This is a genomic window from Pseudomonas sp. MWU318, assembly GCF_016756945.1.
GTDB lineage: Bacteria > Pseudomonadota > Gammaproteobacteria > Pseudomonadales > Pseudomonadaceae > Aquipseudomonas > Aquipseudomonas putida_A.
This window is the reverse complement of the sequence record NZ_JAESJL010000008.1, coordinates 1-17,253: the sequence shown is the minus strand read 5'-3', so window position 1 is coordinate 17,253 and position 17,253 is coordinate 1. Positions and strand designations below refer to the sequence as shown.

17 protein-coding genes and 1 pseudogene are annotated in these 17,253 nt (G+C 61.5%); 7 read left to right on the top strand and 11 right to left on the bottom strand.

Going from position 1 to position 17,253, the window contains the following annotated elements:
- Positions 1–240 precede the first annotated feature (240 nt).
- The 8 genes from JN524_RS18670 to JN524_RS18635 all read right to left on the bottom strand — a co-directional run bounded on the left by JN524_RS18670 (position 241) and on the right by JN524_RS18635 (position 8,529).
- Positions 241–1,110 carry an isocitrate lyase/PEP mutase family protein gene (locus JN524_RS18670; protein WP_007968750.1) on the bottom strand — a complete coding sequence of 290 codons (870 nt, stop codon included), beginning with the start codon at positions 1,108–1,110 and terminating at the stop codon, positions 241–243.
- Positions 1,111–1,295: 185 nt separating this feature from the next.
- Positions 1,296–2,330 (bottom strand): arginine N-succinyltransferase, encoded by a 1,035-nt coding sequence (astA, locus tag JN524_RS18665; protein WP_202370286.1) that lies wholly within the window; start codon positions 2,328–2,330, stop codon positions 1,296–1,298.
- A 61-nt stretch (positions 2,331–2,391) separates the two neighbouring features.
- Positions 2,392–3,408 (bottom strand): arginine N-succinyltransferase, encoded by a 1,017-nt coding sequence (locus JN524_RS18660; RefSeq protein ID WP_202370285.1) that lies wholly within the window; start codon positions 3,406–3,408, stop codon positions 2,392–2,394.
- Positions 3,409–3,527: 119 nt separating this feature from the next.
- The gene (locus JN524_RS18655) at positions 3,528–4,877 is read right to left on the bottom strand and encodes an APC family permease (RefSeq protein ID WP_027611637.1); all 1,350 of its coding nucleotides are present in this window, start codon (positions 4,875–4,877) and stop codon (positions 3,528–3,530) included.
- Between the two features lie 86 nt (positions 4,878–4,963).
- On the bottom strand, positions 4,964–5,716 hold the full coding sequence (locus tag JN524_RS18650) for an N-formylglutamate amidohydrolase (RefSeq protein WP_134786759.1): 753 nt from the start codon (positions 5,714–5,716) through the stop codon (positions 4,964–4,966).
- Positions 5,700–7,031 carry a glutamine synthetase gene (locus JN524_RS18645; RefSeq protein ID WP_202370284.1) on the bottom strand — a complete coding sequence of 444 codons (1,332 nt, stop codon included), beginning with the start codon at positions 7,029–7,031 and terminating at the stop codon, positions 5,700–5,702. Before JN524_RS18645 ends, JN524_RS18650 begins: the two co-directional genes overlap by 17 nt.
- On the bottom strand, positions 7,028–7,672 hold the full coding sequence (locus JN524_RS18640) for an isochorismatase family cysteine hydrolase (RefSeq protein ID WP_202370283.1): 645 nt from the start codon (positions 7,670–7,672) through the stop codon (positions 7,028–7,030). Before JN524_RS18640 ends, JN524_RS18645 begins: the two co-directional genes overlap by 4 nt.
- A gap of 2 nt (positions 7,673–7,674) precedes the next feature.
- On the bottom strand, positions 7,675–8,529 hold the full coding sequence (locus tag JN524_RS18635; RefSeq protein ID WP_202370282.1) for a MurR/RpiR family transcriptional regulator: 855 nt from the start codon (positions 8,527–8,529) through the stop codon (positions 7,675–7,677).
- 312 nt (positions 8,530–8,841) lie between these two features.
- Here JN524_RS18635 and JN524_RS18630 point away from each other — a divergent pair, with 312 nt between their 5' ends.
- A complete protein-coding gene (locus JN524_RS18630; RefSeq protein ID WP_202370486.1) occupies positions 8,842–9,432 on the top strand; it encodes a histidine phosphatase family protein in 591 nt (196 codons plus the stop codon).
- Positions 9,432–10,187 (top strand): precorrin-6A synthase (deacetylating), encoded by a 756-nt coding sequence (gene cobF, locus JN524_RS18625; RefSeq protein WP_202370281.1) that lies wholly within the window; start codon positions 9,432–9,434, stop codon positions 10,185–10,187. Before JN524_RS18630 ends, cobF begins: the two co-directional genes overlap by 1 nt.
- A gap of 134 nt (positions 10,188–10,321) precedes the next feature.
- Here cobF and ftrA read toward each other — a convergent pair whose 3' ends face one another.
- Positions 10,322–11,296, bottom strand: a complete 975-nt coding sequence (gene ftrA / locus JN524_RS18620; RefSeq protein WP_202370280.1) for a transcriptional regulator FtrA — start codon at positions 11,294–11,296, stop codon at positions 10,322–10,324.
- A gap of 102 nt (positions 11,297–11,398) precedes the next feature.
- Between ftrA and JN524_RS18615 the strand changes: the two genes are divergently transcribed.
- From JN524_RS18615 to JN524_RS18600, 4 genes and pseudogenes are all read left to right on the top strand, one after another.
- Positions 11,399–11,827: a rhodanese-like domain-containing protein gene (locus tag JN524_RS18615; protein ID WP_134786754.1), complete on the top strand. Its 429-nt coding sequence runs from the start codon at positions 11,399–11,401 to the stop codon at positions 11,825–11,827.
- A 317-nt stretch (positions 11,828–12,144) separates the two neighbouring features.
- Positions 12,145–12,924: an ABC transporter substrate-binding protein gene (locus tag JN524_RS18610; protein WP_003226194.1), complete on the top strand. Its 780-nt coding sequence runs from the start codon at positions 12,145–12,147 to the stop codon at positions 12,922–12,924.
- 199 nt (positions 12,925–13,123) lie between these two features.
- Complete coding sequence (locus tag JN524_RS18605) at positions 13,124–14,236, top strand: M14 family metallopeptidase (RefSeq protein ID WP_202370279.1); 1,113 nt, start codon at positions 13,124–13,126, stop codon at positions 14,234–14,236.
- A gap of 173 nt (positions 14,237–14,409) precedes the next feature.
- A pseudogene (locus JN524_RS18600) lies at positions 14,410–15,127 on the top strand (alpha/beta hydrolase).
- A gap of 3 nt (positions 15,128–15,130) precedes the next feature.
- Here the strand turns inward: JN524_RS18600 and JN524_RS18595 are convergent.
- A complete protein-coding gene (locus JN524_RS18595; RefSeq protein WP_027611648.1) occupies positions 15,131–15,697 on the bottom strand; it encodes a hypothetical protein in 567 nt (188 codons plus the stop codon).
- A gap of 85 nt (positions 15,698–15,782) precedes the next feature.
- Entirely contained in the window at positions 15,783–16,565 is a 783-nt protein-coding gene (locus tag JN524_RS18590; RefSeq protein WP_202370278.1) for a hypothetical protein, read from the bottom strand.
- 131 nt (positions 16,566–16,696) lie between these two features.
- Here JN524_RS18590 and JN524_RS18585 point away from each other — a divergent pair, with 131 nt between their 5' ends.
- Positions 16,697–17,233, top strand: coding sequence for a chalcone isomerase family protein (locus JN524_RS18585; RefSeq protein ID WP_202370277.1), 537 nt, complete (start codon positions 16,697–16,699; stop codon positions 17,231–17,233).
- Positions 17,234–17,253 lie beyond the last annotated feature (20 nt).

The following is a 17,253-nucleotide window of genomic DNA, read 5'->3' as shown; positions in this document are numbered from 1 at the left end:
AAGCTCGCTCCCACAATGGATCTGCGCCGAACACCACTGCTGTGTTCACTGAAGATCCACTGTGGGAGCGGGCTTGCTCGCGAAGGCGGCGGGTCAGGCTAAATGGGTGTTGAATGTGCCGACGTCATCGCGAGCAGGCTCACTCCTACATGGGATCTGTGTTCAACACCACTGCTGTGTTCACTGAAGATCCACTGTGGGAGCGAGCCTGCTCGCGAAGAGGCCAGTCCTGACCGCAGCTTATTCCTTGACGCTCATGTATTCCTTCGCCCACAGAATGTAATCCTCAGGCTGGGTATAGGTGTGCGTCAGCTCGGTGGCGCTCAGGTCCGAGGCCTGGGTGAAGATCTGGCGTTGTTCGCGCAGGCTGTCGTAGGTCGCCTTGATCGCGGCGAAGTAGGCGCCGTGGCCGTCGATGGTCACGCGCACCCCGAGTTCGGCCAGGCGCTTGTCGTCGCGCAGCGCCGGGTTGCCGTAGGTCACCAGCATCAGCGGGACCGTCAGGTGTTCGGCGATTTGCTCAAGCTGATCGAAGTCCTGCACCCCGACCATGCAGATGCCGTCGGCACCAGCGGCCTGATATTGCTTGGTGCGGCTGATGATTTCCTGATTCGGCAGAATCCCGGCATTGGTGCGGGCGATGATTGCCATTTCCGAATCAACCCGGGCTTCCAGCGCCGCGCGGATCTTGCCGACGCCTTCGGCGACCGAGATCAGGTCAGTGGATTTACGGCCGAATTGCGCCGGCAGCAGGGTGTCTTCGATGGTCAGGGCGGCGACGCCGGCGCGTTCCAGTTCAACGATGGTGCGCATCACGTTGAGGGCGTTGCCATAGCCGTGGTCGGCGTCGGCGATCACTGGCAACTGGGCGACGCGGCCGATGCGGGTGGCCTGTTCGGCGAACTCGCTGAGGGTGATCAGGGCAAAGTCGGGGGCGCCCAGCACCTGCAACGAGGCCACGGAGCCGCCGAGGATCCCCACTTCAAAACCCAGGTCAGCGGCAATGCGCGCGGACATCGGGTCGAACACCGAGGCGGTGTGGTAGCAGGTGTCGGAAGCCAGCAATTGACGGAAGTTACGGCGCAAATCTTGATGGGAAAGCCTGGTCATACGAGTTCCACCAATACAAAGGAATGGAACGGCTTGAGCAAAGGTGTCAACGCCGAAGAATGAAAAGGCTATCACGCGAATGGGTCAAGGTTCATGACGAATTTGCGAGTGAGGCGTTGATAAAGGATCCAGCAGCTGAAAGGTTTCATCTGCAATCAGCGGATTTTCACTGGCAAAACCGCGGATCAGGCGGCTACCGCCTGCTGCTGTTGCCTGGGCAGCAGCACCGCGCGCACCGAATTGCCCGGTTGCAACTGCAAGCGCTTGGCGGTGAGGCGATCGACCACCAGGCTATTGCCGACCAGACGACCGGGGGCCACGGTGATGCGGCAGTTCTCCAGGCGCCGGTTATGGATCAGCCACAACGGTGCCTGTTCGTCCGGCGTGCCGAGGCTCAGGGTCAGCGCGAGGCTGTCGCGCACGGTGCGGATGTTGCCGATCGGGGCCTCGATCACCGGGCCGCCATCGAAGATGTCGATGTAGCCCTTATGCGTAAAGCCTTCTTCGCGCAGGATCTTCAGCGCCGGTTCGGTGTTGGGGTGCGGCTGGCCGATGACGGCTTGTGCCTGCTCGGTGAGCATGCAGGTGTACAACGGCTGGCGCGGCATCAGTTCGGCGATGAATGACTTGTTGCCCAGCCCCGACAGGTGGTCGGCATGGCTGAAGTCCATCTTGAAAAAATGTCGGCCCAGGCTGTCCCAGAACGGCGAGCAGCCGCGTTCATCGGCACTGCCACGCAGTTCGGCGATCATCTTCTCGCCAAACAGCTGTGGAAATTCGGCCACGAACAGCAGGCGCCCCAACGACAGCAATCGACCGTTGCTGCCATGGCGATGCTGCGGATGCAGGAAAAGCGAACACAGCTCCGACTGGCCGGTCAGCTCATTATTGAGAAACAGCGTGGGGATCTGCCGCGAAATACCGAGATCCGGTGCCGAACTTACGGTCAGGCCCACCCGATAGTTGTACCACGGCTCCCGCAGGCCTACCGCGCCGGTCAGGGCGCTGACGCCGACCACACGCAGGTCGTCGTCTTCGAGCACGAACAGATAGTCGGCGTCGGCCCGTTCAACCTGTTCGGCGAACGCGCGCTGAGCCCAGCGCACCCGGTGGGCGAGGCGATCCTCATTGGCCGGCAGGGTGGTGAACCCCGGCCCGGCCTGTTGCACCAGGGTCATCAGCGCTGGCAGGTCGCTGACTTTGACCGGACGGACGATCATGCGGTAACTCCTTGTACGCGCCTGTTCGGGCACTGTCGTTGGGTGTGCAACCGGGCGCGGTTCACAGCGCTGTGAGCCTGATCGTGCTGCCAGCGGTGACCTTCAGCGCCGCGCACAGGGCTGGCGTCAGCGACAGCGGTTGATCGGGCTGGTAATCCAGTTCGGCGACGATGGCCCGGAAACCGTGCAGCGCGTCGTTGCTCAGCAGGTAATGGCCGCGGGCGTCGATCTTTGCCTGTTCGCGCACGCTAGCGGTCTGGCTGCGGACGATCGAACGGATGTTCGCGGTGCGCGCATACAGGGTCGGGCCGGCGTCGAACAAATCGATGTAGCTGTTGGTTTCAAAGCCTTCGCGCTCGAGGATGTCGAACGCTTCCTGGCCGTCCGGGTGAATCCGGCCGATGCATTCCTGCGCTGCCGGAGGCAGCATCGGTACGTAAATCGGGTATTGCGGCATCAGTTCGGCGAGAAACGTGCGGCTTTGCAGACCGCACAGGCGTTCGGCCTCGACGTAGGGCAGGTCGAAGAAGTGTTTGCCCAGTGCGTCCCAGAACGGCGAATGACCGTTCTCATCGCTATAGCCGACGATCTCGGTGATCACCGCATCGGCAAAGCGTTGTGCGTGAGCGGCGATGAACAGCAGCCGTGCCCGCGACAGCAATTCGGAAAAGGCGCTGCGCACCAGTGCGTTGTCGATGTGAAACCCGCGCAATAGCGTGTGTCCGCTGAGGTCGTGACACAGTGACAACGCCGGCACCCCGTGCTCGATGTTCAGTTCCCGCGAAGCACTGGTGAAGTGGCGATTGCGCAAGCTGTAGAACGGTTCGTTGAAACCGGCCGTGGCGAGGATCTCCGAGCAACCGACCAGCCGTTGAGTGTCGAGGTCTTCCAGCACGAAGAAGTAGTTCTCCGGGCCTTGCGCCTGAATGTCGTTGTCGAACGAGGCACAGGAGCCGGCGATTTTTTCGCGCAGGCGTTCGCTGTCGTCAGGCAGCGACTTGACGCCGACCAGACTGTCGCGGGCCAGTTGCTGCAATTGCGGCAGGTCGGTTGGCTCGACTGGGCGTAAGACCAGCATGGATGCACTCCTGTATCAAAGGGTCCGGTGATCCCCACCGAACCTGACTATCACTGTCGGTTGCCACGCTTTAAAGCGGCGGTCGCCTGATTTGATGTCAGACGCCGCTCTTTTTCTTGTCAGCCATTGCTCGGGTCAGGCAGCGCTGTGCTGGCGCCGAGCTTGTTCAGGAAGAACAGGTACACCAGACCCAGCGCAATCCAGATCAGGCCGAGTTTCTGCGCATCGACGCCCATGTTGTACATGATGGCGGCGACGATGATGAAGCCGATCACCGGGCAGATCAGATGGCGTACGACCTGACCGGACTTCTGCCGACGCCAGTAGTAGTTGATCACTGTCAGGTGCAGCAGCATGAAACCGCTGAGTGCACCGAAGTTGACCAGCGAAGTCAGGGTGTCGACCGAATTGATGAACAGGTAGCAGATCACCAGCGACAGCACCGCCACCAGATAAATGCTCAGGTACGGGGTGTTGTGCTTCGGGTGCACCTTGGCCAGCACTTTCGGCAACTTGCCATCGCGGGCCATGCCGAACAGCAGGCGCGACACTGCCGCTTGCGAGGTGATCGCCACCGCGACGCCCCAGGCCAGCGCCGTGGCGACACCGGTCAGGGTGGCCAGCCAGCTGCCAGCGGCGATTTCGGCGATTTCATAGAATGCGGTGTCGGCGGACTTGAAACCCATGCCAGCAGCCAGATCGGTGGCGATCCAGGTCTGTACGACGAAAATCACGCCCATCACCACCAGAGTGATCAGCGCTGCGCGGCCGACGCTGCGGCCCGGATCGCCCTTGATTTCTTCGGCGAGGGTCGAGATCGCATCGAAGCCGAGGAATGACAGCACCGCAATCGACACCGCTTGCATCAGCAGGGCGAAGTTGAACGTTTCCGGGTGATACAGCGGCGCCAGGGTCAGCTCGCCGTTGCCGCCGCCGTTGTGCAGGGCGTTCCAGGCGTAGAACAGGAAGATTCCCAGTACCACCAGCTGCGCCAGCAGGAAGATGATGTTCATCCGTGCGGTGAAGGTGATCCCGCGCAGGTTGACGAACGTCGCGCTGACCAGAAACGCCAGAATGAAGCCGACCTTCGGAATGTCCGGGTACAGATGGTTCAGGGCCATCGCCGCGTAGACGTACAGCAGCGGTGGAATCAGCAGGTAGTCGAGCAGCATCAGCCAGCCGGCGATGAAGCCGACGTGTTGATTGAGGCCGCGTTGCGCGTAGGAATACACCGAACCGGCGACCGGAAACGCCTTGGCCATGCTGCCGTAGCTCAGCGCGGTGAACAGCATCGCGACCATGCCGATGATGTAGGCCAGCGGCACCATCCCGGGCGCCTCGGCATTCACGTAGCCATACACGCCGAAGGGGGCGATGGGGATCATGAAGATCATCCCGTACACCACCAGGTCGGTCAGTGTCAGGCTACGTTTCAACTCCTGTTTGTAGCCGAACTCTTCTATTTCCATGAAGCGCAACTCCTTGTCAGCCTATCCAGCGTTTTTAGTTGTTATGTCGATCCATCGTTACAGCGTCAGCAGTCTTGCAGCATTCTTTACAGCAGCGGCGCCAGGCGCTCGGCCCACAGCGAAACCGCCTCTGGACTGCGCAGCAGATCGTTGCGCACCTCGATCAACACCGATTCCAGCCCCCGGGCATCGCCGTGCACCGGAACGGTCATGTCACCCAGCGGATCAACCCGGTACGGCTGGTTGCCCGCGACTTTCAGCGGGTGCTGGCCGAGGCCGTCGATTAACCGTTGCGCATAGGCGCCGGCCTGTCCGAACAGCACGCCGACTTCCAGTGGGCGCGGCTGGCCGTAATACACCGGAGTAAAACTGTGAATCCCGACCACCCGCACCGCCTGGCCTTGTGCGACGCGCTGGTCGATCAGGGTCTGCAGCCGCGCGTGAAACGGTTTGAACAGGGTCTGGCGCCGGTATTCGCGAGTGGCTTCGTCCAGTTCGCGGTTACCGGGCACCTGATAAATCTCGCTCTGCGCCGGAATGCTGTCGGGGGCATGTCGGGGCCGGTTGAGGTCGATCAGCAGCCGTGAATAGTTGGCGCTCAACAGCGTTGCGCCGAGTGTCTCCGACAGCTTTTCAGCCAGTTGCAGTGCGCCGATGTCCCAGGCGATGTGCTCGCGCGCGGCTGCATCGTCCAGGCCCAGATTGTTCAGGGCCTCGGGGATGTAGCGGCTGGCGTGCTCGCACACCAGGATCAACGGATGCGATGAATCTTCGCGGCTCAGGTTGTAGACCGGGCGGGTGTACAACCCCAGCTCGGCGGATTCAGTACAGGCGTGCATAGTGCTCACACAGGTCAGCGGGCGAGAGCTGTTCCGTCAGCGCCAGTTCCTCGGTTTTAAGGGCGTGGTAAGTGTCGAGCAACGGCTTGGGCAGCCATTGATTGAAGGCTGCACTGTCACGCAGGCAATCCAGCGCCTGGGCCAGCGAGGCGGGCAGGGCCACAATGCCCCGGGCCTTGCGTTGCTCGTCGTTGAGTGAATCGGGAATTTCATCGGTGATCGCGTTCAGCGCCAGACGCTGTTCAATGCCCAGCCGTCCGGCGATCAGCAGTGCGGCCATCGCCAGATGCGGCGAGGCGGTGGCGTCCATGGCGCGAAATTCCAGGTTGTACTGCGCCGCCACGGATTTGCCGCCCAGGCTCACGGTCGGACAAATGCGCAGCGCCGCTTCACGGTTCTGCAGCCCCAGACACGCATAGGACGCGCTCCAGTGGTGTGGCTGCAAACGCTCGTAGGACACCGGTGTCGGCGCGGTGAACGCACACAGCGCCGGCAGGTAATGCAGGATCCCTGCGGCCCAATGCTGGCCGAGGGTCGACAGACCGTTGCTGGTGCCGGCGTCGTACAGCAGCGGCAGACCTTGCAGGTCGAGCAGGCTGACGTGCAGGTGCACACCGTTGCACACCGCGTCGGCCTTGGTTTTCGGCGCGAAGCTGACGTCGACGCCCATTTGTCGGGCGATTTCGCGGGTGATCTCGCGCACGTTGACCGCACGATCCGCCGCCGCCACGCCGAGGGTTGGCCGGCAGGTGATTTCGTATTGGTGCTTGCCGTATTCGGGCAGGAACATTTCCGGCTCGACACCGCCGGCGCGCAGGGCGCTCAGCAGCCAGCCGCCGAATTCGGCACCCTGACGCTGGGCTTCAAGGGAAAACGCCAGGTGTTCGGCGAAGCCGGTATGCAGGTTGAATTCGTGTTCGAACGCCGCGTTGACCCGCAAGCCGAGGTCGTCGCGATAGCGCTCGATTTCATCGCGCAACAACGTGCGCGGGCAAGCGCTCCACGGCCGGCCATCGGTCTCGCGGATGTCGCCGTGGATGAAGTCCAGCGCCGGTGCTGCGGCGTCCGGGCCATTACCGACCGTCACGCGACTGGCCAAATCGGGAATCAACCGCAAATCACCGTAGGCGCCCCACGGGTTGGTCGAGGCGATGATGTCTTGCGGGGTCAACGCGCTGTTGGCCGGTACCCAGCCGCACCCGGCCGCTTGATAATGCTCCAGCTGATCGGTGGGAAACGAGCGGCCACGGGTGATGCCGATCAGGTCGGTGGTGACGATGGTGGTCATCGGCAACGGCGTCAGGCGCTCGCTCATGGACGCATCTCCTGCAAGCGGCCGAGCACGGTTTGCGTGTCGCTGATCCAGCAGTAGCCTTTGATCGCGTTGAGGCAGGCGTCATGCCGCGCCGGGGTGTAAGTGGCGCAGGCGTCTTCGACCAGCGTCACCAGATAGCCACGGTCGGCGGCATCCCGCACGGCCATGTCGACGCACTGGTCGGTGACGATGCCAGCGATGATCAGGTGACGGGTTTCGAGGTTGCGCAGCACGTAATCGATGTTGGTCGAGTTGAACACCCCGGATGAGGTTTTCGGCAACACGATTTCGTTTTCCACCGGGGTCAGGTCGTCGATGATCCGCGCCTGGGTGCTGCCCTTGGGCAGGTGCATGTCCGACAGTTTGTGATCCAGCGAGCGGTCGCGACCGTCGGCGGTCAGGCTTTCGATAATCGTGTGCAGCACGTTCTGCCGCGCTTCGCGAAAGGCACTGAGCAAACGGCGCTGGTTGGGCACCACCTGCATGTGCGCGCGGGTCAGGAAATACTCGGCGTCCGGGCCGTTCAGGTGCGGGTCGAACTGCGGTTCGAGCCAGGCACGCTGCATGTCCACAAGCAGCAATGCGGTGTGGTCGGTGACGAACGGCAAATCGCGCGGCGAGCGGTGGGGAAGACTGAACATCCTTATTTATCCTCCAGCAGATGGGTGTTGAAGTCGTTGCGCAGGGCGTCGATGCCTTCCAGGCGATCGGCCAGATCGGGGCTGCGCAGGGTCAGGCAGGCAATCAGCGCCTCGACCTGGGCCAGCGCCGGCACCATGGTGTCGAACGGCGAGGCCGATTCCACTGGGGCGCTGATGATCAGGTCCGCCAGTTCGCGCAGCGGCGAGGCATAGATGTCGGTGAACAACACCACCCGCGCGTTGTGGTTCTTCGCCGCCGAGGCAACCCGCAGGGCCTGGGACTGGTAGCGCCGATAGTCAAACAGCAGCACCACGTCCTGGCGTTGCAGATCGAACAGGCGGTCGGGCAGTTGCGCGTTGTCTTCCAGCGCAAAGCAGCCGGGTCGCAGCAGGCGCAAGTGATTGAGCAGGTAGTTGGCCATCAGGCTGCTGAAGCGCCCGCCGAAGCAGTAGATCTGGTGCCGGGTGTCGAGCAGCCAATCGAGCAGAATGCGCACGTCTTCAGGTTGCGTCAGGGCCTGGGTTTCCACCATCAGGCGTTGGCTGTCGGCCAGATAATGGCCCCAGGCATCATCCTTGTTCAGGTGCGAACGCGGCTGCAACAGGGTGCGCGGCGAACGCAGGCGGTGGTCCATGTCGCTGAGCAGGGCATCCTGAAACTCGGCATAACCACCGAATCCGAGCTTCTTCACCAGCCGCACGATAGTCGGATCGCTGACGCCGGCGTGTTCGGCCAGACGCGCCATCGGTCCCAGGCCATTGCGTGGATACTGGTCGAGCAGGGCGCGAATCACTTTGCGCTCAGACGGCGTCAGCTCCAGGCCGGGATCGGTGATCAAGTCTCTGAGAGGGGGCATCCGGGCTCCTGCTGGATGAAGGGGGGTGTTGAATTCGTTTCACAATCCGTTAAAACAGTATTTATGTAACTCAGGTTACATGTCTAGTGAATTTTTAGTGGTAGCGATTAAGCGTTTAAATAACGTGATAACCCCGTGTAACAAGGCCTACACAGATGTCGCCGTTCCTTGTAGTCCATTGCCCACTGACGTGTCAGACATTGACGTTTTTTTACCTTCAGAATTTCGGGCGAGAAGGTAGCAGGATCCCCTCTGGCTCCCGGTTTACGGCACAATTGCCCCAGGAACGGCCGTTTGCCGCCGATTTACCGGATGTCCATCGAGTGCAATACAGTGCAATCCACCCGTTTGACTTTGATTTGCCACGCTCGAACCGTCGCACAGAAATTGTCGCGTTTTCCTACGAACGAGCCTGTTGAAAATCCGCCATTGGCGATCGGCGGGTTGGCCGCGAAATTCGCCAGCGTTAACCGTTTGTTGTGCGGGCCGGAACTGCGTACCCGTCAGACCGCCGAGTGGTTCGGTGCGGCGCCGCAAGTGGACGAAGCGTTGCGCGATTGCGATTTGGGGCGCTGGCACGGGCAAGCGATCAAGGATCTGCAAGTGCGCGAGGCCGATGCATTGCAGGCGTGGATCGATGATCCGCAGGCGGCACCCCATGGTGGCGAGTCGGTAATGCAGTTGAGCGAACGCGTGGCGGCATGGCTGACCAGTCTGCAAGGCGTACCGGGGCACATCGTCGCCGTCACCCATCCGTTTGTGATACGTGCGGCACTGATGCGGGTGTTACAGGGCGCGGCGTTCAACGCCATTGATGTTGAACAGCTGTCCGTGGTTGAACTGCGGTTCAACGGCATCTGGCGGCTACGCTTGGCGGGTATCGATCTTGCGGGAGCACAGTGATGAAACGACTGCTGGTCATCGGCATCGGCGCCGGAAACCCCGACTACATCACGATGCAGGCGGTAAAGGCGCTGAATCAGGTCGACGTGTTCTTTCTGATGGACAAAGGCCCGAGCAAGGACAAACTGATCGATCTGCGGCGCGACATCTGTGCGCGCTACATCACCGACCCTGGGTATCGCTTCGTCGAAGCCCACAGCCCGGAGCGCGCGCGCGGCGACGTGGACTACACCCGCGCGGTCGATGATCTGAATCGCGCCAAGCAAGAAACCTTCGAACAACTGATCAATGAAGAATTGGCTGACGAGCAGTGCGGCGGATTCCTCGTGTGGGGCGACCCGGCGCTGTACGACAGCACCGTTCGTATCCTGCAGGCGATTCTGGCGTCAGGCCGCTGTGCTTTCGAGTTTGAAGTGATCCCGGGGATTACCAGCGTTCAGGCGTTGGCGGCGCAGCATAAGGTGCCATTGAACAGCATTGGTCGGTCAATCGAAATCACCACGGGCCGGCGTCTGGCGGCGGGGCAGGTGAGTGACACCGACAGCCTGGTGGTGATGCTCGACGCTGAAGATTCCTACCACCATGTGGCGGATCAGCAGACAGAGATTTATTGGGGGGCCTACTTGGGCACGCCGGATGAGATTCTGATCAGCGGCAAGCTCAACGATGTGGCAGCTGAGATCGAGCGCACGCGCAAAGCGGCGCGGGCCGAGCATGGGTGGATCATGGATACCTATCTGTTGCGCAAGCCTTGATTTGTAGGCGGTCGGTGCAGGCCTCATCGCGGGCAAGCCCGGCTCCCACAGGTTTCTGAGTTGAAACAAGGTGGTGTGTACCACGCAAAACCTGTGGGAGCTGGCTTGCCAGCGATGGCGTCCGGAAATTCAACTCAGGAAATCGCTTTGACCCCACGTCCAAACCGCTCCCGATACACCGACGGCGGCACCCCGACCACGCTGCGAAACGCCACGCGAAAACTTTCCACCGAGCGATAACCGCAGCGCTGGGCGATCTGCTCGGTGTTGTGCACGGTGCTCTCCAGTAACTCCCGCGCCCGAGCCAGTCGCTCGTGTTGCAGCCACGCTTTGGGCGATTGCCCGGTGGCCTCGGTGAAACGGCGCAGAAAGGTGCGCTCGCTCATCGCCGCTTCGCTGGCCAGATCGCGCACTTCCAGCGGTTGGTGCAAGCGCTCGCGGGCCCACTGAATCACCCGCGACAAGTCGTTGCGGGGTGTCGCGCTGACCGGCGTCGGGATGAACTGCGCCTGACCGCCAGTGCGTTGCGGCGACATCACCAGCCGCCGGGCCACTGAGTTGGCAACCTGGGTACCGAAGTCCCGTGCCAGCAGATGCAAGCAGGCATCGATCCCGGCAGCACTTCCCGCCGAGGTGATCAACTGGCCGGAGTCGACGTAAAGCACATCCGGATTGACCGCGATCGCCGGGTAGCGTCGCGCCAGTTCATCGGTGTAGCGCCAGTGGGTGGTCGCACCGTGGCCGTCGAGCAAGCCACTGGCGGCCAGCACAAACACCCCGGAGCAGATCGACAACAGCCGCGCACCTTGGGTGTGGGCCTGTCGCAAGGCGTCGATCAATGCCGGTGGTACGGGGCCCGCGCGGTCGCGCCAACCGGGAATGATGATGGTGCGCGCCTGCGCCAGCAGCTCCAGGCCGCCGTCGGCCAATACGTGAATCCCGCCCATGGCGCGCATCGGCCCTTGATCGACGGCGACGATGCGGTGCTCGTACCACGGGAAATCGAACTCCGGCCGGGGCAGGCCGAAAATCTCCACGGCAATTCCGAATTCGAAGGTACAGAGACCGTCGTAGGCCAGAATCGCAACCAATCCAGGTGAGTCAGGCATTTGGCGGAAAATTCCCGATGAGTGTCTTGCCCGCCACTGTAGCGCCAAGTGCCGGCCCGATAAAGTCTGCTCAGACCCCAACAGATGAAGGAGCCACACAACATGACCAGCCTGGTTCGCGATATTCCTGCCGCACCGTCGGCGATTGCCCTGATGCATTTCAGCAACCGTCTGACGTTTGAAACCGATTGTTCTGACGTGTACAGCAGCCAGGAGGCCGGTGAAGTCGATTTTGTCCTGGTCGATGTGCGCGGTCCTCTGGCGTTCGAGCGCGGTCACGTACCGGGCGCGATCAACATTCCGACCCGCTTGCTGACCGCCGAAGGCCTGGCGGAGTATTCGACGAGCACGTTGTTTGTGGTCTATTGCGCCGGCCCGCACTGCAACGGCGCCAACAAGGCTGCGGTGAAACTGGCGGCGTTGGGTTACCCGGTCAAGGAGATGATTGGCGGCGTGACCGGCTGGCTGGATGAGGGCTTCAGCTTGAGTGCTACTCAAGCCGCCAAGGCGCCTATTGGATGTGAATGCTGAATGCTTTTGTAGGAGCTGCCGCAGGCTGCGATCTTTTGACTTTTAAAGAGCAAAAGATCGCAGCCTGCGGCAGCTCCTACAAAGGCAATTTTTGTCGTTTTCAAAGATTTGTCCTACAGCCTTTGCACCATGTCGGCGCACCGTTGATCCCGGTCAACGCGTGCGCCGATTTTCTGTAAGTATTTGTCGCCTAAACACAATTTGCCCTGTGCGCGCCGCCATAGACTGCCGTCCACTTCGGTTTTTGCTGCTCAACGGCCCTGACCGAACGCCAATCGAAAGCTGCCAATAAAAGCCTCCGCACACAGGAGTAATAAATGAAGAAGCTAGTGATGTTCGGTGCCCTGGCACTGTCGATGTTGTCCCTGACCGCAGTGGCCGAAGACGCCAAACCGATTCGTCTGGGGATCGAAGCCGCTTACCCGCCATTCTCGATGAAAACCGCTGATGGCAAACTCACCGGGTTCGACGTCGATATCGGCGACGCCCTGTGCAAACAGATGGACGTCAAATGCGTGTGGGTCGAGCAGGAGTTCGACGGCCTGATCCCGGCACTCAAAGTGAAGAAGATCGACGCGATCCTGTCCTCGATGACCATCACTGACGACCGCAAGAAAAACGTCGATTTCACCATCAAGTACTACCACACTCCGGCGCGCTTCGTGATGAAGGAAGGCTCCGGTGTCAAAGACCCGCTGACCGAGCTCAAGGGCAAGAAAGTCGGCGTGCTGCGCGCCAGTACTCACGACCGCTACGCCACCGACATGGCCAAGGACGCCGGGTTTGAAGTGGTGCGCTACGGCTCGCAACAGGAAGCCAACCTGGATATGAAATCCGGTCGTCTCGACGCGATGCTGGCCGACTCGGTCAACCTCAGCGACGGTTTCCTGAAGACCGACGCCGGCAAAGGTTTCGAATTCGTCGGCCCGACCTACGAAGACGCCAAGTACTTCGGCGGCGGCGCGGGCATCGCGGTGCGCAAGGGCGATACCGAACTGGCCGAGAAATTCAATAAGGCCATCACCGAAATCCGCGCCAATGGCGAGTACAAGAAAGTCCAGGACAAGTACTTCGACTTTGACGTGTACGGTCATTAATACGCTGTAGAAAAAAGTGGCCCCGTTTGCGCGGTGGCCACTTTTTTTGTGCTCTGATTCATAGGAGAACCCTGTAGGAGTGAGCCTGCTCGCGATAGCGGTTTAACATTCAGCCACTTTAGTGCCTGACACACCGCTATCGCGAGCAGGCTCACTCCTACAGGGGATCTGCGTGATCCAGCCATTCAGGAGTTTTCCCATGCAACGCATCGACCATGTCCTGCCCTGGAGCCATCTGGGCAGCGAACGTTCCCTCAGCGTATTTCGTTACGGCGCGGGCAGTCGCAAGGTGTACATCCAGGCCAGTCTGCACGCCGACGAACTGCCGGGCATGCGCACCGCGTGGGAACTCAAACAACGCCTCAACGCGTTGGAACAGCAGGGCCGTCTGCAAGGTGTGATCGAGCTCGTGCCGGTGGCCAACCCGATTGGCCTCGACCAGCATCTGCAAGGCAGCCACATGGGCCGCTTCGAGCTGGGTAGCGGCAAGAATTTCAACCGCTCGTTTGTCGAACTCAGCGCGCCGGTGGCGGCGCGAATCGGCGAGCAACTGGGCAGCGATGCCGAGGCCAACATCGCGCTGATCCGCCAGACCATGGGCGAGGTGCTCGATGAGTTGCCAGCCCCGGCCTCGCAACTGGAAGCACTGCACCGCTTGCTGCTGCGCCATGCCTGCGACGCCGACATCACCCTCGACCTGCATTGCGATTTCGACGCGGCGATTCACATTTACGCATTGCCGCAACACTGGCCGCGCTGGCAATCGCTGGCGGCGCGACTGAAGGCCGGCGTGGCCTTGTTGTGCGAAGACTCCGGTGGCAGTTCGTTCGATGAATCGTGCTCATCGCCGTGGCTGCGTCTGGCCCGAGCGTTTCCGAGTGCGGCGATTCCCCCGGCGAACCTCGCCACCACCCTGGAACTGGGCAGCATGGGCGACACCCGGGTCGATCAGGCGCAGGCCAATTGTGAAGCGATTCTCGGCTTTCTCGCCGAGCAGGGTTTCATCAGCGGCGAATGGCCGGCGGCGCCGAGCGAGTGCTGCGAAGGCATGCCGTTCGAAGGCACCGAATATCTGTTCGCCCCGCACCATGGCGTCGTCAGTTTCCTGCGCAATGCCGGGGAGTGGGTCGAGCAGGGGGATGCGCTGTTCGAGGTGGTGGATCCGTTGAATGACCGGCTGACCACCGTCCGCGCCGGCACCAGCGGCGTGCTGTTTGCGATTGATCGTGGGCGCTACACCCAGCCGGGGATCTGGCAGGCCAAGGTGGCGGGGCGCGAGCCGATCCGGGTGGGCAAGCTGATCAACGACTGAATCCAGACCGACGCCGTCCAATGTAGGAGCTGCCGCAGGCTGCGATCTTTTGATCTTGCTTTTAAAAATCAAAGTCAAAAGATCGCAGCCTGCGGCAGCTCCTACAGGGTGGGTGAGGCAGATCAAGCCTGTTAGGCTGCCCTCGAACCCGACACTCAGTGAAGGAAGACTTTATGTTGAAGGCGTTTGCCCTGTTAACCCTGCTGGCGTCCAGCGCCGTCCACGCGCAAACCACGCTGCAAAGCGATTTGCCACTGAAATACATTGAACAGGTCCACCCAGACGCGAACACCCGGCCGCTGGTGATTTTTCTGCACGGTTACGGCAGTAACGAAGCCGATCTGATCGGTATGAAGTTTCAGCTGCCGGCGCAGTACAACTACCTTTCGGTGCAGGCGCCGCTGGCGTTGGGCGAAGGGCGTTTCCAGTGGTTTCGCAAAAAAGGCGAAGCCGCCTACAACGGTGAGACCGATGATCTGAAGGCCAGCGGTCAGAAACTGCGGGAGTTTGTCGCCCAGGCGGCGAAGAAATATCACGCCAGCCCGGACAAGGTGTACCTGATCGGTTTCAGCCAGGGCGCGATGATGAGCTACGAGGTGGGCCTGCGTCCGCCCGTGGCGGTCGGCGGCATTGCAGCGTTGAGCGGACGCCTGTTGCCGGTGTTGAAAACTGAGCTAAGGACCGAGCAGCCACCGTTGCCGCTGCACATCTTCATTGGCCACGGCACCGCCGATGATCGGGTGCCATACCGCGACGGCACCGAAGCCAATGCGCTGCTGCAGAAGCTCGGCTACAGCCCCCGAGTTTCACGCTTATCCCGGTGTCGGCCACAGCATCAGTTCCGCCGAACTGCGCGACTTGAACGCCTGGCTGCAGCAGCTCAATCCGTAGGGATCACTTGTCCTTGAGGATGGTTTTCACCAGCGCATCGTGACCGCTCTTGTCGCTGGCCCGGGAAATCACCTGAACCAGCGCCATGCGCTTGCCGGAGGCGGCGAGCAGGGTGGTATTGAGGGTCTGGCCGCCGCCCTGAGTGGCGGTGCTGTCGACCTGACGCACCCCGAGGCCGCTGCTTTTCTGGGTCAGACTTTTTTCGCTGAGCTTGTTGAAGTCCGGCAGGGCCTTGCGCTGGTCATCGATGAAACTCGCCAGGCTGCCATCGAGAAATTCGTTGTCGTTGTCCTTGACGCTGGCGCCGCCGGCGATCTGGTTTTCCGCGGCGATGACCACAGTCTTGGTCGCCTGATTGGTGTACATCGTGCCCTTGGCACCGGTCGGCCCGGCAGGCAGCGGGTCGGCGGTAAAACCCTTGGGCAGGACGAAGGTGAACTTGCCGTCGAGCATCGATACGTTGTTGGTCGAGGCTTTTTCCTTGGGCTTGGCTGCCTGGGCGTTGAGGGCGCCGAAACCGGCGACCGCCGCCAGCAACAGGACGACGGCTTTCTTGCTGAGCAATGACATGTGAATCTCCGAGGGATGGTCGCGCCAGGGCGGCGATGATCCCACGGAGCATGCCTGGCATTCCAGCGCGGTTTGTCAGGCTGCCTCAGCCTTGAGGTTGTGGGCTTTTGGCGGGAGTCGGTCGGGCCAGCAACTTGCGGGTGACCCCGAGCATCGCCACCGACACCGCGACACCAGCGATGAATCCGCTGAGGCCCAGGGTTGGCAGGGTCAGCGCCGACACCAGGCAAAACGCCGAAAACGAGTACATGCCGGTCGCCGTCGCCCGCAGCAATGCCGCGGTAAACGCTGGGCCACGGGTCTGCTGAGAGAATACCGCCATCACACTGCCGAGCACCGGGAACACCGCGAGCAAGCCGCTCCAGCGCTCGCCCACGGTACTCGCGAGCATGGTCACCAGCAGCGTCAGCGCCGCACCGGCAATCATCCGCCAGAGCAGTTTGTCCGACTTCGGCGCCGGGCCGTTCAGTACCGGCTGCACGTCGGGAAACAGGTACGGCGCGGCGAGCAGGGCAATCGCCGCCGCCGCGACCGAGAGCGTCAGTGACGACGGAATCAGCGACAACCCCAGCGCCAGCACCGCCCACACCGACAGTGACGCCGTCAGCGCCAACGGCCAGTTCGCCCGCTGCGCCACCTGCGCGTAGGTGATGCAGAAGGCGATCATGGCGAACATCGCCGACAGCGCCGCCACCGCCGATTGCGCAGCAAACTGCGGCCCCTGTTCGATGGCGAGGAAAAACAGAATCGGCCCGACCACCACCGGCAGCCCCGACAGCCACCCGGCCACGCTCGGTCCCCAGCGCTTGCCGGCGAGGGAAATCAGCAGCAGAAAACCGGGGATCAGCAGTAATTTAAGGATCAGCACGCGGGAGGCCTCCGGGAATGGAACGGCCAAGGTAACCGATTGCTGCATTGATCGACAATTTTTGTATACAAAGTGTGCGAGTGATATCCGCTATGCTCTGAAGATCAGGGTTTACCGGAGTCGATGCCGCGATGAGCAAACCATCGAAGTTGCTGCGTGGGTGCTGTGGCATCGGCTTGTGGGCGTTGTTGCTGACGCCGACCTGGGCCAATTGGCAGGACGCCGTGCCCGGCGCGAAAATCATCGGCACCGGTGATTTCAGTGTGTTCGGCTTTGACGTCTACAACGCCCGGTTGTGGAGCGCGGCACGCCCGTTGTCCACCGAGCAGCCCTTCGCCCTGGAACTGATCTACCGGCGCAAGATCTCCCGCGATGATCTGGTGCAGGCCAGCGTCGATGAAATCAAACGCCTGGCTGGCTCGGGCGTCAGTCCCGCGCAACTGGCCAGGTGGCAAGGACAAATGCAGCAATCGTTCGTCGATGTGCAGGCCGGCACGCGGATCACGGGCGTGTATCTGCCGGGGCAGGGCGCGCGGTTTTTTGTCGGTCAGCAGTTGCAGCATGAAATCGATGATCCGCAGTTTGCCCGGGCGTTTTTCGATATCTGGCTGGATCCGCGCACCCGTAACCCCGAGTTGCGTCAGCAGTTACTGGGCATGAGCCATTAAAGTCAAAAGATCGCAGCCTT